The organism is Stenotrophomonas sp. YJH_SMC_122 (assembly GCF_059369535.1).
This window is the reverse complement of sequence record NZ_JCAFST010000005.1, coordinates 97,495-112,778: the sequence shown is the minus strand read 5'-3', so window position 1 is coordinate 112,778 and position 15,284 is coordinate 97,495. Positions and strand designations below refer to the sequence as shown.

Annotated in this window: 8 protein-coding genes; 4 read left to right on the top strand and 4 right to left on the bottom strand. The window is 60.1% G+C overall.

Going from position 1 to position 15,284, the window contains the following annotated elements; translation table 11 throughout:
- Nucleotides 1-731: 731 nt before the first annotated feature.
- Nucleotides 732-1,649 carry a DNA-binding protein gene (locus tag AC5P66_RS08860; protein WP_495216217.1) on the bottom strand — a complete coding sequence of 306 codons (918 nt, stop codon included), beginning with the start codon at nucleotides 1,647-1,649 and terminating at the stop codon, nucleotides 732-734.
- A gap of 103 nt (nucleotides 1,650-1,752) precedes the next feature.
- On the opposite strand from AC5P66_RS08860, the gene AC5P66_RS08855 reads away from it, so the two are divergent.
- The 4 genes from AC5P66_RS08855 (at nucleotide 1,753) to AC5P66_RS08840 (ending at nucleotide 11,730) form a co-directional block, all read left to right on the top strand.
- Nucleotides 1,753-2,832 carry a site-specific integrase gene (locus AC5P66_RS08855; RefSeq protein ID WP_050815681.1) on the top strand — a complete coding sequence of 360 codons (1,080 nt, stop codon included), beginning with the start codon at nucleotides 1,753-1,755 and terminating at the stop codon, nucleotides 2,830-2,832.
- A 135-nt stretch (nucleotides 2,833-2,967) separates the two neighbouring features.
- Entirely contained in the window at nucleotides 2,968-7,836 is a 4,869-nt protein-coding gene (locus AC5P66_RS08850) for a PDDEXK-like endonuclease domain-containing protein (protein ID WP_495216216.1), read from the top strand.
- A 127-nt stretch (nucleotides 7,837-7,963) separates the two neighbouring features.
- Nucleotides 7,964-9,091, top strand: a complete 1,128-nt coding sequence (locus tag AC5P66_RS08845; protein ID WP_019337486.1) for a metallophosphoesterase family protein — start codon at nucleotides 7,964-7,966, stop codon at nucleotides 9,089-9,091.
- Nucleotides 9,088-11,730, top strand: coding sequence for an AAA family ATPase (locus AC5P66_RS08840; protein WP_495216215.1), 2,643 nt, complete (start codon nucleotides 9,088-9,090; stop codon nucleotides 11,728-11,730). The genes AC5P66_RS08845 and AC5P66_RS08840 overlap by 4 nt, the downstream gene beginning before the upstream one ends.
- A gap of 215 nt (nucleotides 11,731-11,945) precedes the next feature.
- Here AC5P66_RS08840 and AC5P66_RS08835 read toward each other — a convergent pair whose 3' ends face one another.
- The 3 genes from AC5P66_RS08835 to AC5P66_RS08825 form a co-directional block, all read right to left on the bottom strand.
- Nucleotides 11,946-12,947 carry a hypothetical protein gene (locus tag AC5P66_RS08835; RefSeq protein ID WP_495216214.1) on the bottom strand — a complete coding sequence of 334 codons (1,002 nt, stop codon included), beginning with the start codon at nucleotides 12,945-12,947 and terminating at the stop codon, nucleotides 11,946-11,948.
- A gap of 332 nt (nucleotides 12,948-13,279) precedes the next feature.
- The gene (locus AC5P66_RS08830) at nucleotides 13,280-14,767 is read right to left on the bottom strand and encodes a hypothetical protein (protein WP_495216213.1); all 1,488 of its coding nucleotides are present in this window, start codon (nucleotides 14,765-14,767) and stop codon (nucleotides 13,280-13,282) included.
- The gene (locus tag AC5P66_RS08825) at nucleotides 14,764-15,051 is read right to left on the bottom strand and encodes a hypothetical protein (protein WP_138984343.1); all 288 of its coding nucleotides are present in this window, start codon (nucleotides 15,049-15,051) and stop codon (nucleotides 14,764-14,766) included. The genes AC5P66_RS08830 and AC5P66_RS08825 overlap by 4 nt, the downstream gene beginning before the upstream one ends.
- Between the last annotated feature and the right edge of the window lie 233 nt (nucleotides 15,052-15,284).

Here is a 15,284-nt window from a genome sequence, read left to right as displayed (position 1 = left end):
CCCTACGGGTGCGCCTCACACGCGCTGGCGAGGCCTCGGCCCACGGCTCATGTAGACCACATTGGACGCCCCGGCGTCGGAGCCGGGATCGCCCACGCCAAACCGTCGTTCTCGGCGAATTCTGAGGGCTTCGGCTAGGTAGATGACACTAGATTTCGCCGTAATTGACGCTTCCCCCGGGCAGCTACAGCCCGGGGAGCCGCCTCAGCCATCATCAGCCGCCATTCGCGCGCAATGTTGCAGGTCACGGACCACCAGGCCATGTCGCATGGCTCAAACTGATGACGTTCGGGCGTGAACATGTGCCCACCTTGGAATCCCAAACCGGCCCAGGAGCCGGTTGGATCTATCCGCATGCTGCAAACTCATCCTTGGCGGAGGAGCGAGCAGGCAGGCAAGAGCCAGCCAAAAGCCGCAGCCATTGCCGGATCGTGCCGGCGAACCGGATCAGGCCAATACAGAATTTCGCATAATGTATATTATGTTCATTGCGCCATTGCCCGATCCAGGCTTCACCAGTCACGCTGTCGGTATCCCTAATTGATGGCATTTGTGCCTAGATCGCGCCCCTTATTGATTCCTAAGGGATTCTTGAGGTCCCCAGTCCCTCCAGTGACAACAATTAGGGCCAAATTCGCTTCAAATTTGACCCTAGTTCGTGTCAAACGGGCTGGCCAAACAGCCAGATTTGGCCCTTATTCGTGTCACTAGCCTGGATCGCAGCCAGGCTGTCATTGCTTCGACCGCTTACGTTTCGGCCTGGCATCCGTAGCGACGCGAACTTCTTTGGACCGCTTGAGCGCCACTTCCAGCTGAGCTAGCAAATCTCGAAGCCCTGAAAGTTGCCCCTCGAGCGCGTCACATCTGCCGCGCAGGATATCGGCAGACTGACTGGCCGTGGCGGCCGCTGATTGGGCGGCCTGGATTTCCTGACGCAGCTGCTTCTCAAGGGCCCTGTGTTGTTCGGATGCCTTGCTTTGCTGCGCCTGGAGTTCCTTCACCTCCTGGCGGGCTCGATCAACATCGCTGAGCGCTCGATTCTCGACAGATCTGACGTACTCGGTCCAGTCCTCCCGCTCAGATTTCGCGGTCTCTAGGGCATCGTGAAGCCGTGCATCGAGTTGCTGTCTCGCTGTCTCGGTTCGGTCGGCTCTTCGACGCTCGAGATCGCGCTGCTCTGCAAGTTCAGAGATCTGTAGCTGAAGCTGGTCGACCAGGTGCTGTAGCTCTGAAGCTTGGGTCGTTGCAATTTTCTCGCCGGTAATTGCAACGTCACGCTCTGCACGCATTTGCGTCAGCTCTTCAGTCGCAAGTCGGGAACTGGCCTCCAGCGCTTCACGCTCGGCAGCCAGAGCCTGCTCGGACGATGCAAGCTCTCGACGGGCGACCTCCTGAGCATGCTTCAGCGCCAGCTCCCACCATTGCCCGGCGAGTTCTGCCAACACCGCTGGCGCATCTTCCAGGTCCGGACGCGCTGGCTGCAGGCGCGTGCCAAGTCGGTTCCACCATGTCTCCAGCCAGCGGGTCACCGTGTTCGGCGAGCCTGTCCCCAAGTGAGCCCGGATCCGCTCGACAGTGGGGCGCTCGCCCTTGGCCACCAGCTCGTCGGCGGCGGTATGGACGTCAGATTCGGTGATGCCGCGGGCCATGTGAACTCTCCTGTACTGGCGCCCTGCTCTGCTGATAACGTACTCACGATAAGTGATGATTATCGCGAGTATGCACCCTATTGCGTAGCATACATTACATATGATGAAGCGAAATAACAGATTACCGACCTTCCCAGCGACTGCCAGCCATCTGGCTTTGCCCGAACAGCTGGCGCAACAAGCGGCCAATGCGGTCCGCGAACTGCTGGCCGAAGCCGCCGCCGCCAATACCACGCGCAGCTATGCCACCGCCTTGCGCTACTGGGCCGGCTGGCATCAGGCGCGGTTCGGTGTCGAGCTCACGTTGCCCGTGAGCGAGGCCGTGGTGATCCAGTTCCTGGTCGATCACATCCAGCGCAAGAGCAAGACCGGCCTGATCAACGAACTGCCGCCGACGTTGGATCAGGCGCTGGTGGTTGCCGGGCTCAAGGCCAAGACCGGGCCGCTGAAGCTTTCGACCGTGGTCCAGCGTGTCGCAGTGCTCTCGACGGCACACAAGCTCAAGCGCTTGGCCAACCCCTGTGAACTGCCCAGCGTCCGTACGCTGCTCAGTCGGGCGCGGCGTGCTTCGGTCAAACGCGGCGAGCGCCCGACCAAGAAGACCGCCATTACTCGTGCCGAGCTGGAGGCCATGCTGGCCACGTGTGACGACAGCCTGGAGGGTCGCCGCGATCGCGCCCTGCTCTGCTTCGGCTTTGCCAGTGGCGGTCGCCGGCGCAGCGAGATCGCAGCTGCGGATATGCGGGATCTGCGCAAGGTCGGCGAGGACGGCTACATCTACCGGCTGGAGTATTCGAAGACCCAGCAGGCGGGGGTGACGGTGGATTCGACGCCGGACAAGCCCATCTTGGGTCGCAGTGCAGAAGCGCTCGCCGCCTGGCTTGCGGCGGCGGGGATCCAAGAGGGGGCGATCTTTCGCCGGATATGGAAGGATCGGGTAGGCCCTGCCCTCCTCCCAGGTTCGGTGGCGTCGATCGTGAAGCGGCGTGCCAGAATGGCAGGACTGGAGGGGGATTTTGGAGCCCACAGCTTAAGGTCGGGGTTTGTGACCGAGGCGGGGAAGCAAGGAGTGCCGCTGCCGGCAGTGATGGCGATGACGGAACACCGATCCGTGGCAAGTGTGATTGGTTACTTTCAGACGGGGGCGGCAGAAGATAATCCAGCTGGTCGTCTCTTGAAGTAGAACTTAGCCGTTATATGGCTCAAAGTCGCTAAGGGGATCAGGCATTGCAATGCCTACTAAGCAAGGCAGGGTTGTAGGGAGGGAGGATAGGCTGCTACCACTCTCTCCCCCGAGCTGGCACCAATCAGGGGAGTCATGAGCATTCGGCCGTTTTTCAATGCAAGCTCGCGCGATCTGGAGAAGCTTTTCAGGGACTCTGTCTCGCGTTGCGACACGGCTGCGTTAAAAGCTCTTGCGGACGAGCTTTCGCACCGAAAAACCGACCTGGCTAGACACCTAGCGCTCAAAGTCCAGAAACACCTTCGTGACCAAGGCCCAGAGACTGCTCCTGTCATGCCGAACGATGCCTTGCCGACACCGACAGAAGTGGGTGCTGGCCTGCGTGCGGCGGAGCCGCCGTCAGAAGTCATCGATACTCAAGTTGCCAAGACTATGACCGATCCGAACATCACCGATCGCCTGAAGGGCCTGCTGGCCTATGTCGTACAGACCGCCAAGTTGAAGGGAACGCCGCCACGAACTGTGGAGCAGCACGGGTTCTTCAAGGCCCATGAGCACGAACTCAGAGGCCTTCCTGGCATCCAATTTGACCAAGGTTCTGCAGAGGACGATGTCTGGATACGAGTCGAGCGCTTGCATGAAAGCACCCCTCCGATTCCAAAGACCAAGCTCCTGGCGACTCTGATCCTGCAGTCCAAGAACCCTGCCAGTGAACCGGCCATCGTATCGACTGTTGACTGTAAGACTGTCGAGGACCTTGGAATTGATTTGCCTGAGTCAGCGGACCCAGCGAAGCCTATCCCGGTGGACACCCTGCCGATCATGGCACAGCTCGATGCAGAGCTGGCGACATATGTCGCCCAGATCTGGCAGCCATGGGCAGACGCTGAGAAAGAAGTCCGAAAGACGATCTCGAAATATGCCTCCTTGTTCGCAGCCCATCAAATGCTACAGGGAAATCTGGTGGATTCGCCGCTAGAGCTGGTGATGGGCATCGGCCATGCGGTCTGGGAGTGCCCCGGAGGTAGAATCAGCTACCCAGTTATTACCAAGCTAGTGGAGCTGTCCGTCGACGAATCGACACATGCCATCGAAGTTCGTCCGCGGTCACCCGAGCCGCGCCTGGAACTGGATATCTACACGTCCATGGACAACCTCGGCGTGTCCGAGGTGGCACGTGCCGGAAAGCAGTTCCTCTCCAGAATGGCGGATCAATTCAGTCCATTTGCTTCCAGCACGTTCGAGCCCTTGTTGAAAAGTGCGGCGAGCCTCCTGGACCCCAACGGCGTCTATTGGCCGGATCAAAATATCCCCGATGATCGCCAACTTCCAAAGGCCGATGAGAACCTGAAGGTTACTGACACATGGGCACTCTTCGCGCGAGCGCGCACATCAAGCCTGTTCATTCAAGACCTGGAACAGTTCGAAAAACTGATTGACGACGGCCTAAGCCTGAGAACGCTCTCCCCTGCCACCTTGGCCCTCGTGGCCAACCCATCTGTCGATAGCCAAGACCCGGCTCCAGTGATCTACCGGGGACTGTCGAATATCGACCCCAACGCATGCACCGGGGCGAAGGCTAGGGATCTCTACTTCCCGATGCCCTACAACGACGAGCAGGTCCAGATAGTCCAGATGCTGAATCACCATGATGGTGTTGTAGTCCAAGGACCACCTGGCACTGGCAAGACCCACACGATCGCCAACGTAATTTCGCACTATCTTGCGTCTGGCAAGCGTGTCCTGGTCACCTCGATGAAGGATCCGGCACTCGCCGTATTGCAGGAAAAACTTCCGGAAGAGATCCGCCCCTTGGCCATTAGCCTGCTCAGCAGTGAAGCTGATGGAATGAAGCAGTTCGAGAACTCCATTCGGAAGATTGCGGCTGAGGTAACCAGAATCAATCGGCCAGAACTGCGTCGCGAAGTCACCCAGCTTGAGCAGCGTATCGATCAGCTTCATGCTCAGATCGCCAAGACCGAGCATGAGATCGCCCGCTGGGCCAGCAAGAACCTTGAGCCCATCCAATTGGATGACCAGAAGCTTACGCCGCTTGAGATGGCACAAGAGGTAGCCGCTCATCCGAACGAAGCAGCATGGATCCCTGATGCACTTACGATTGAAGCCATACATGCACCCGCGTTCGGCGATGCCGACATCGTGGCACTGCGGGGTGCGCGCGGCGCCTTAGGTAAGGACCTGGCTCTACTCGACCAGACCCTTCCGGCACTGGACGCATTCCCCACGACGGAGCGGCTGCTTCAGCTTCACCAGGACATGAAGCAGCTGACCTCCTTGAATGCCATGGTCGCATCAGCGACAGTGCCACCCCTTCGAGACATGGAAGGGGCAACGATCGATGCGGCAATCGAGGTAAGGAGCCAGATCGTGGGACTCCAGAATTCACGCAAGAGTCTTGACGAACACGGAGGTGCATGGCTGCCTGACCTTGAGGCTTTCCTTCGGAGAGCCAGCAGCAAAGACGGGCTGCTTGCGGTATTTGGAACACTGAGGTCCGACATTCTCAGCTTGGCCGATAGCCGCACCCAATTCTTGTCTCGCCCGGTACTCCTGCCTGAAGGCTTCATGGCAGGCCCCGATCTGCCGAATGCTGTTGATAACCTGTCCCAGGGGAAGAGAGCATTCGGCTTTGCCGGGATTTTCGGCAAGTCAGTGGAGAAGAAGCTTCTTGACCAGGTCCAAGTGGTCGGCAGAACTCCGGCCGGCGACGAGGAGTGGAATCACGTACTTCTGTTTATCCGATTCCGCCAGGAGTGCTCATCCTTGTTGGCGCGCTGGAACGCAGTTGCGCCGGATCTGCATCTGCCGAATCTCTCGAATCCGGAAGAGGTCATCTCCAACGCCCCGCGCCTGCTGTCCGCGTTCGATTCGCTACAGAAGTTCCTGCGAGAAGAGAAGATTCTCTCCTCTCTACTTCCCGCCCTCCTTCCCGCGTGGGCCCATGTGGGTCAAACCCCTTATGACGCAGCTAAACTGGAGAAGGCGCTTGAGATTATCGATCACAATCTGAGTCGCAACCGACTGGCGTCCACATGGGCGACGAAAGATATCTTCTCTCGGGCGGTCGCAGACTGCCAGAGCGACATCACGCGAGAAATTTCCAAGTTCTTTGAGCTACGGCTGGGCGATTCAAGCATTCAAGATGCAGAGATTCAGACCCAATGGTCCGAACTAATGGGGGAGCTTAGGCGTCAGCACAGCCAATCCCCACACCTTCAGATCATCGCCAGTGTGACCGACAAGATTAAGAAATCGGGCGCGCTGCGATGGGCCGAGCAGTTGCGCACTGAGGCCATGACTTCAGCGCACGACGTCCTATTACCGGACAACTGGCGATCTCTGTGGCGCAGGCGCCGTCTGCTGACCTTTGTGGAATCCATCGACGGGCGCGAAACGTTGAAGCAACTTTCGCGAAAGCGAACCGAAATGGAGACAGACCTTGCCCGGCTCTACCAGACTGCGGTCACTGAGCGCGCTTGGCTTCAGATGGCAGAGAAGGCTTCACCTGCTGTTCGCTCCGCCTTGGAGGCCTATCGCGTCGCCATTACGCGTATTGGAAAGGGCACTGGGGTCAGGGCACCTCGCTTTCGGAAGGATGCGCGCGATGCGGCTGAACAGGCCAGCCCCGCAATCCCATGCTGGATCATGCCTCACTATCGCGTGAGCGAATCCTTGCCTGTCGCCTTGGGGGAGTTCGATCTTGTCATCATCGACGAGGCATCCCAGTCGGATCTGACCGCACTCCCGGCCATTCTTCGCGCCAAGAAGATTTTGATTGTTGGCGATGATCAGCAGGTATCACCGGAGGGGGTGGGCCTGGAGGAAGACAAGATTCGCAGCCTAATGAATCAGTTCTTGGGAGGGCAGGTGGGGCTTTACCGCCCCCAAATGTCGCCGGACAAATCGATCTACGACCTGTTTAAGGTTGTCTTTGCGCATGGTCAGGTCATGCTTCGTGAGCATTTCCGCTGTGTCGGACCGATCATCGAGTACTCAAAGCGCGAGTTCTACAATCACGAACTCCGTCCTTTGCGCCTACCCCGCTCCTCTGAGCGACTGGATCCGCCCCTGGTGGATGTTCATGTGCTTGACGGTGCGCGTGGGAACGGGAAGACGAACGAAGGCGAAGCCAGGTTCATCCTGGAGGAGATCCGGAAGATCATTCAAGACCCAAGTATGTCCAAGCGAACCATTGGTGTGGTTTCGCTGGTGGGTAGCGAGCAGGCAAAGCTGGTTTGGGACAAGGTCGCCGCGGAACTTGGCGAGTCGACGATCGAAAAGCATCACATGGCCTTTGGTGATGCCCGAACGTTCCAAGGCAAAGAGCGAGACATCATGTTTCTCTCTATGGTGGTCTCTGGGCGTGCCCAAGCCTCATCTCAGGAGATGTTCCGACAGCGCTACAACGTTGCTGCCTCCCGCGCTCGTGATCGGATGTACTTGGTCCGTAGTATTACCCTGGAAGAGCTGAGCCAAGCCGACAAGCTTCGGGCTGGCCTCATGCAGCACTTCAGTACCCCATACCTTCAGAACGAGGAGGAGGTCGCAGATCTGAGGAGGCTGTGTGAATCGCCTTTCGAGTGCGGGATGTACGACGCGCTTGTGGAGCGTGGCTACCGAGTGCGCCCACAGGTGAGGGTGGGAAGTTACCGAATTGACCTCGTGGTAGAAGGTGCCGGTGACGCGCGATTGGCCGTCGAATGCGATGGAGATCAGTACCACGGTCCAGATCAGTGGCAGCATGACATGCGCCGCCAGCGTATCCTGGAGCGTGCGGGCTGGAAGTTCTGGCGGTGCTTCGCTTCCACCTTTGTCACTGCGCGCGAGCTAGTTCTGGACGATCTGGTCGCCACACTCCAGCAAAACGCCATTGAGCCCGTTGGCTCACAGGATTCAACTCGGAGTCTGCACAGCCAGTTCAGAAGCTACGAAGCTTTCCGTGAGGATCCCCGATCCTTAGGCGATGTCAGCAGTGTGTCATGAACATGCTAGAGCACCTAAGCCTGATCTCTTTGGAAATGTCAGATTCTTGAGGATCGCCAGTCAGTTTTGCATGCGGCAAACTTCGCTCTATAGCGTCCAATCGAGTACATATCGCGCGAGACTTCCAATGCCAAAATTCCTTCACACCGCCGACTGGCAGATCGGAAAGCATTTCGGTGGTTTCGAGCCGGACGACGCTGCCCTCCTTGCCAAGGCGCGCATCGACGGCATTCGCGTGATCGCCGAGCTTGCCGCGGCCGAACAGGTTGACGGTGTGCTCGTCGCCGGCGACGTGTTCGACGCCCAGACGGTTGCTGACAAGACGATCCAGCAGGCGTTCCGCGCCATGGAACTCTATCCTGGCCCATGGCTTCTCATGCCCGGCAACCATGATGCCGGCCTGATCGAATCGGTCTGGACCCGGGCGCAGCGCCTCGGCGCCGTTCCTTCCAACGCGGTCCTCTGCCTTACCGCCACGCCGCTCTCGCTGCTGGACGGCAACGTTGCGGTCCTCCCTGCTCCGCTCACCCAACGCAACACCTTCACCGACCTCACCGAATGGTTCGAGGACGCAGCGACCGAATCGGGTGTCATCCGTATCGGTATGGCCCACGGCAGCGTGCAGGGCATCCTGCATGACGGCATCGATTCCGCGAACCCCATCGCCGCTGGCCGCGCCGCCAGCGCCCGTCTGGATTACCTGGCACTCGGCGACTGGCACGGCGCCGCCCAGATCGACGCCCGCACCTGGTACAGCGGCACGCATGAGCAGGATCGTTTTCGCGGCAATGAGCCCGGCAACGTGCTGATCGTCGAAGTGGAGGCTGGTCAAGAGCCGCGTGTCCGCCAGGTTCGCACGGGCCGCCACCAATGGCGCCAACTCAATGCCCGGCTGCAAGTGGCCAGCGACATCGAGGCGCTGGAGACCACCCTAGAAACACTGTCTACCACGGACGTCATCGAGCTCACCGTCGCCGGCACGGTGGACCTTGCCAGCCATGAGCGCATCCAGCGTGCCGTCTCCCGCGCGCAGGGACGCGTCTTGGCCCTGCGCTGGGATCTGGCAGGCCTCCAGCTGCTGCCCTCCTCCGAGGACATTGCCAGCTTGCGTGCTGACGGCTACCTGGCCGATGCCATCGACGAGCTGCGGATCGCCCAAACTCTCGACGGCGCCGGCGACGATCTCGCCCGGGACAGCCTGATTCTGCTCGCGACCACCATGCGCAGCCTCAACACCTCCGGAGCCGCCGCATGAAGCTCCAACGCATCGCACTACAGAACATTCGCATGTTTCGGGCCGCGGTCGTCCTCGATGACCTGGACCCAGGTCTCAACGTGTTCGCCGGCCCGAACGGCACCGGCAAGTCAACGCTAGTCGACGCCATTCGTGCCGCCTTCCTTGAGCGCTACAAGTCCGGGTCGGTCGACCACCTCCGCCCGCGTGACGCCGCCGGCGTCGCTCCGACCATCCAGCTCGACTTCACGGTCGCCGACACCCCGTACCGCCTCGAGAAGAGCTTCTTGGTCACCAAGCGATGTTCCCTGTCCTATGCTCGAGAGACGCTCGACGGTGAGGACGCGGAGAATCACCTCGCCTCGCTGATCGGCTACAGCTATGCCGGCCGAGGCGCGAGCCGCAGCGACAACTGGGGTATACCGGGTCTGCTGTGGGTGCAACAGGGCACCGGGCAGGACGTGCACGACCAGGTGGGGCATGCCGACGCCCACCTGCAGAGCGCGCTGCAGGCCCTCGTCGGGTGCGTCGCCAGCACCGGCGGTGATGCCGTCATCGACAAGCTCAATGCCCAAAAGGACGCCCTTGTGACTGGGGCGCGCAACGATCCTCGCGGGCCCTACGCCACCGCCCGCCAGGAGCTTGCCGCCTGCACCGACCGGCTGCGCGATCTCGACGGCCGCATCGACCGATACCGCGGCCAGGTGGACGAGTTGGGACGGCTGCAAGCGACCATCAGCGACCTCGAAACCCACCGGCCTTGGGAGCGGCTGGAAGCCCACCGCGCCCAAGCCCAGTCTAGCCTGGATGAAGCCGAGCGGCTGCGCGGCTCGATTGATGCCCAGGAGAAGCGGCGCGACGACGCTGGTACTCGCACCACGCTCTTCACCAATCGGCTCGGAGAGCTGCGCGAACCCGAGGCCTTACTCGCCACGGCCAAGTCCCGGTTGGACGACGCCTCCGATGCCCTCGCCCAAGTGCAGGCACGATCTGAGCAGGTCCACGGCCGCTACGCCGCGGCCGAGAGCGCCATGGAGTCCGCTACGCTTGCGCTCCAGAAGGCTCAGGATGCCTCCACCCGTGCAGACCTGACCGACCAGCAGAGGAGGATCGAGTACCAGCACGCGGCGCTGATCACGCGCCACGCGCAGGCATTAGAGGCCAAGGCTCAGGTCGAGGTGCGGCAAGCGGAAGCGGCCGCGACCCGGCTCGATGCTGCCGATCTCGAGGACATCCGCGAACGGTCGGCGGATCTGCGCGACGCCGTGGTACGGCTGGAAGTGGTCGGTACTCGCGTCGGCTATGCCATCGATGCAGGCGTACAGCTCCGCGCCGGCCAGGTGACGCTCGCCGGTGACGGCGAACTGCTGGTCACCGAACCCGTGGAGATCGAGCTGCCGGGACTGGGTCGCCTGGAGATTCGGCCCGGTGGCGAGGATCTGGAAGCGCTTGTGTCGCGCCGCACCCGCGCCGAAGACGCAATGGCTACGGCCCTCACCTCCGCAGGCGTGACTAGCCTGCAGGAAGCAGAGGCGAAGGCAGATGCCTACCGGGCGGCGCTGCATGCCGCCGACGTTGCCCGCGGCGAACTGCGGGCTGTCGCGCCCGAAGGGATCCCCGCCCTCACCGTCGAGCTGGACCAGATCGACACCGACCGTAGTGCGATCACCGCGCGCTTGGCGGCGCTGCCGTCACCAGTCGAGGCCACCCTGCCCTTGGCGGATGCTCAAGCGGCTCATCGCCACGCACAGGCCACTGTGGCGCAAGTCAGAGATGACCGCACCCAGCATCAGCAGCAACTCCGGGAATCCGAGTTCGCGCGCGACCGGGCTGCGACGGCAGTGACTGACATGCAGGCCCGCGTGGACTCCCCGTCCCGGCAGGAAGAGATACGTGACGTCGATGCCAAGCTACTCCAGGCCCAAGCGGAGGCTCGAGACGCGACCAACCAGCTTCGTGCGCTAGAGGCGCAGGCTGCAGCCCTTGATTCTGACCAGCTCAGGCTGGATGTCGAGCGCCTTCATGCCAGCGCAAATGCCGAGCGCAGACGATTCGAGTTGGCCCGCGATCGCATGACCCATCTCCGCGTCGAGATCCAGCATGTGGGGGCCGATGGCCTTGAGGAGCAGCGCGACCAGTTGCATGTACAACAGGCCTCCCTCACCCAGCGGGTCGATCAGTACAAGCGCCAAGTCGAAGTCCTGACCCATCTGCTGGACATCCTCGAACGGCGGCGTTCAGCCGTGCAGCAGCGTCTTCTCGCACCGCTGCAAACCCGTATCGACCACTACTTGCGTCTCCTGTTCCCAGATCAACAGCTCGTTATGGGCGCTGGCCTGCTGCCCGGTGGGTTGGTCACCCAAGATGGGCGAAACGCCGGCGACTACGGTGAGCAGAGTTTCGGCACGCGTGAACAGCTCGGGCTGGTTTGCCGTCTCGCTTATGCCGACCTCCTGAAGGAATCCGGAGCCCCAACTCTGCTCGTGCTTGATGACGCCCTGGTGCACACCGATAAGGATCGCCTGGACCGGCTCAAGCGTGTGTTGTACGACGCATCTCAACGCCATCAACTGATAATGATGACGTGCCATCCGGATCGCTGGCGCGATCTGGGGGCGCCCGTCCGCGATCTAACTGAAGCTCTGCAACCTGCGACTTGATCGCGTTTAGGCACCCTAGCCTAGGCACAAACCCCGTCCGCCAATTGATTGGGTCAAGTGCCAAGGTTCTCTACCAACGATAAATCCACCCAATCCCCTGCGCTGCTCCTGGACGAGCGGACCAGCCTATCAATCCTTGGGCGCATCATCCCTGCCATTTCCAATTCAAAATGTCGCAGTTCGGCGGGTTGACATTATTAGGTTGGTCGGCGGCTTCACTGCTTCGAGCCCATGTCCTTGTGCGCAAGCCCGAGACTTAGTCCGGTAGGTGTGTCTGCCGCCATTGCAATGAGCATTGGGGAGCTAGTAATGAGGCGGCTATTCTCGAGAGCCGCATATGATGGATACCATTTCATCGAATCAGTATCGAATTCATAGACCAATTTGGACGCTGGCATGCCACGTTGCGCTAACAGCGCAATTATCCTAGCGGCTTGGGCGGCTGCCTGAGAAATGCCATCGTGGGCTGCATAGTTCGTTGCTACGTCATTCCCACGAATAAGAAAGCTAACTTGGCAGTCTTGTTGATGGCTTTCAATGCAAATTAGTGGAGCCTGATGCTTGCTTGTACTTGCAATAAGATTCTTTAGCCAATTGCTCACGCCAGCGTAGATGTCTTTGCCGAGCTCGGTGCCGAAAGCCTTCGCTGCAGGCATCCCCACTAGCAAAACAAAAACGATTCCAACGCGGATCAGCTCTTGTACGGCCTCATTTGAATTATGTGATAGCGGAGTGCGGACAATGGGCATTGGAGCACCAGCAGCTACAACATCGAGCCACTCGTCCGATATTTCCCTGGGATCGCAAGCGAGTTCAATCCACAGGTCCCCAAGTGGCTCGGGTAGCTCACCAATCGGCGGCGCGGAGATGCTGTCAAGCCCTAGGTCGGCGAACGTTAGAACCTGATCCCTGGAGTAATACCCCATGATGGCTGCCACGAACGCCTGGCCATTAGGTGATTCAAAGTACTCTGCTTCAAGAACCTGTCCCATGGGTCTGCCCGGATCATGGTTGAGCAAGAGCGGCAATCGCTGCCGTCTCAAGGCAGAAAGTATCGATTGAGGATCAGCATCTACCAACGGTGAACCGTCCTCACCGCGCGCATCGGTCCAAACCACTGCAGAAACAATTTGCCCGTACAGCCCGGACTCTTGGCGTTCAATCGCTTCCTTCGCCCAGAGCAGGGCCTCGTTCGTGTCGTTCAACAGGTCTGGCATAGGATGAGTCCTTGATTGGTTAGACTTCCGTTCGGTGTGGCGAGCCGATTCTCTGGGTGGAGCTATGTGACCTGCCCACGGCGCACCACATGCTGCGCTTTCCCCTTGATATACATCGATTTTAGGCCTGCACTCTCCGGCCAACAAGTCCGCGCATAGGCGGACCCATAGATACGGCCGAAGGCCTCGCTAGGCTCTAACCGGAGGGAAGACGGGTGTCTGCTTTTGGTCGCATGACGCCCTGCGGCAGGAGGCAGCGATCTGCCCTACCCCTGATAAATCTTCCTAATCCCCTGCCCCGTCGATGTCCCCTTCCGGCCAAAAGCGGTCTTTCAACAACTTGGTGGCAGGTACAGAGGCAGGGGCACGGCGGCTAGCTCTTGCCGATTTACCGTGTCCTTGGTGGTAAGCCCGAGCCACTGTGCCGGAAGAGCGCTACGATCCGGCCCGAATCGCACGATCACGATCTCGGCATGCAATGTCATGCCATTCGAAAAAGTCAGCGTCTGCATGGCACCGTTATTCATCGCGGAAGTGAGCGTCACGTTCCGGGTTACCTCCAGAAAAGGGGATGCGCCCGCACCGACTGCCTTCTTCGTGCATTGCTCGAGCAGATGCACCAGGAAGCGGTTGAGCGCATAAGCCTTGGAAAAGCACGCATCCTTGATGCACAGGTGCACGCTGCTCACGTCCTTGCGCAAGCTGGAAAGCACAGCCAGCTTGACGTACTGATCTCCCGCGAGCGATGTGGCCAGTTTTTGATAGGCGGCGTCGAGGGTGGGTAGCTCCTGGTTACGGAAGGGATCCGTCGCCGTCCAGATAGCGTTGAGCCCATGCTGCGCCTCCATGGCTTGGATATCAGCCAGCGCCTCGGGCAATACCTTGTTCGTGTCCTTGGCCAAGAGCCGATCCCAAGTGGCGAGAGGATGGTCGTCAATCGTCGCCGCTCGAAGCGCATCTTGCAGGCCACCATCGCCACCGCCGATCACTACCACTCGCGGCGGTGAGGACAGGCCGCAATAAGATTTGCGAATGTCGTCATTCGCCCAGAAGGCGTTTCCCTGTAGCAAGACATTACCGCTGCTGTCAGTGACGATGTTGTTCTCCGCTCCCATGCCCGCAGCCAGTAGCACGAAACGTGGTATCAGCGGGGAGTATGGCTTCTGGCTTCCACCCCAAGGAGTGCCGCCATAAATGGTGACCGCACGCGTTGGCTTGCGTGGATGTCGCTTTTCCGCGATATCCCGTTCGGTATGGAGCCAATGCTTGACGTCTCGATTGGTTGCGAGGCTGTTGATCCCTACCTGTAGCCTAAGTCGGCCGCCCGAACTGGCGATGGCCTGCTTGAGGATCGGCTCCCAATCCTTGACGAGATCATCTGGATTGGCCGGGAGGCTGGTGCTGAATGGCAACGCCGTCGGTTTGCCAGCAGCCCAAGGAAACAGCGCCTTATTCACTGGCGGAGGCATTTTTTGGCAGCCATGTACCGCGAGTGGCCATTCGTACATGTACGGACCCACGTATCGCGTGGCGACACCGCGCTGCAACCGAAAAGGTGCATCTACCGAAGCATCGACGATTTGGACTTCCACACGGTGGCGTGCAAGCACCATGCCTGCCACGACGCCAGCGACCCCGGCACCGACGATCAGCGCCTGTTGGCCGGGCTGGAATTGGTTGCCCGCCACAAGTGCTTCCGCAAGCGCCACGGCGCGATGGATCTGATCGCGCATGCTGACGTGATGCAAATTGCTCGACAGGTCAAAGAGGTTCGGTCCGACCTTGTAGGCCAACAGCGGTAGGGCTGAGACACTGATCATCCGTGAGCTCCTTCTTCCGGAAGTCCGGCGCTGAATGCAGCGTCAAGTAAGGCATCCTGTGCGTCATCGGATAGGCAGAACAGTACGCCGTGCCCAAGGATCTCGGACAATCCCGCCCCGCCGCCGTCACCGGACTGGGGTCCGGTGGGTCCTCCAGGTGTACCACCTTCATCACCACCACCGTCAAAGCTTGGCGAAGGCAAATCGTTGTCAGGCAAGATGCGACCGTCGCTCCCAATTGACAGCACGCCGATTTCCGCGAGGCCGGCGAGCACTTCTTCCATTTGCTCAAGTCTCTGTGGGCCTGCTAAGTCCTTCCCTTCCTTCGACCGCATGTTCTCGCGCTCCACCGCGAGCAGTCGGAGTAGGTCGCGAGCCGTTCGGGCCTGTCCGTTCCTGAGGAATTTCAGGACGTGGTAGACGTAGCTGTGTCGAAGAGCCAATGCGTTCCCCTGGGTCGTAGGATGCCCCCTGGCGGGGGCCGTGAATCAAATACTAGTCGGAAGGCCGCCATACC

Coding starts and splice junctions, on each gene's coding strand:
- AC5P66_RS08825 (WP_138984343.1), bottom strand. CDS start 15,051: ATGGAAGAAGTGCTCGCCGGCCTCGCGGAAATCGGCGTGCTGTCAATT.
- AC5P66_RS08830 (WP_495216213.1), bottom strand. CDS start 14,767: ATGATCAGTGTCTCAGCCCTACCGCTGTTGGCCTACAAGGTCGGACCG.
- AC5P66_RS08845 (WP_019337486.1), top strand. CDS start 7,964: ATGCCAAAATTCCTTCACACCGCCGACTGGCAGATCGGAAAGCATTTC.
- AC5P66_RS08835 (WP_495216214.1), bottom strand. CDS start 12,947: ATGCCAGACCTGTTGAACGACACGAACGAGGCCCTGCTCTGGGCGAAG.
- AC5P66_RS08850 (WP_495216216.1), top strand. CDS start 2,968: ATGAGCATTCGGCCGTTTTTCAATGCAAGCTCGCGCGATCTGGAGAAG.
- AC5P66_RS08855 (WP_050815681.1), top strand. CDS start 1,753: ATGAAGCGAAATAACAGATTACCGACCTTCCCAGCGACTGCCAGCCAT.
- AC5P66_RS08840 (WP_495216215.1), top strand. CDS start 9,088: ATGAAGCTCCAACGCATCGCACTACAGAACATTCGCATGTTTCGGGCC.
- AC5P66_RS08860 (WP_495216217.1), bottom strand. CDS start 1,649: ATGGCCCGCGGCATCACCGAATCTGACGTCCATACCGCCGCCGACGAG.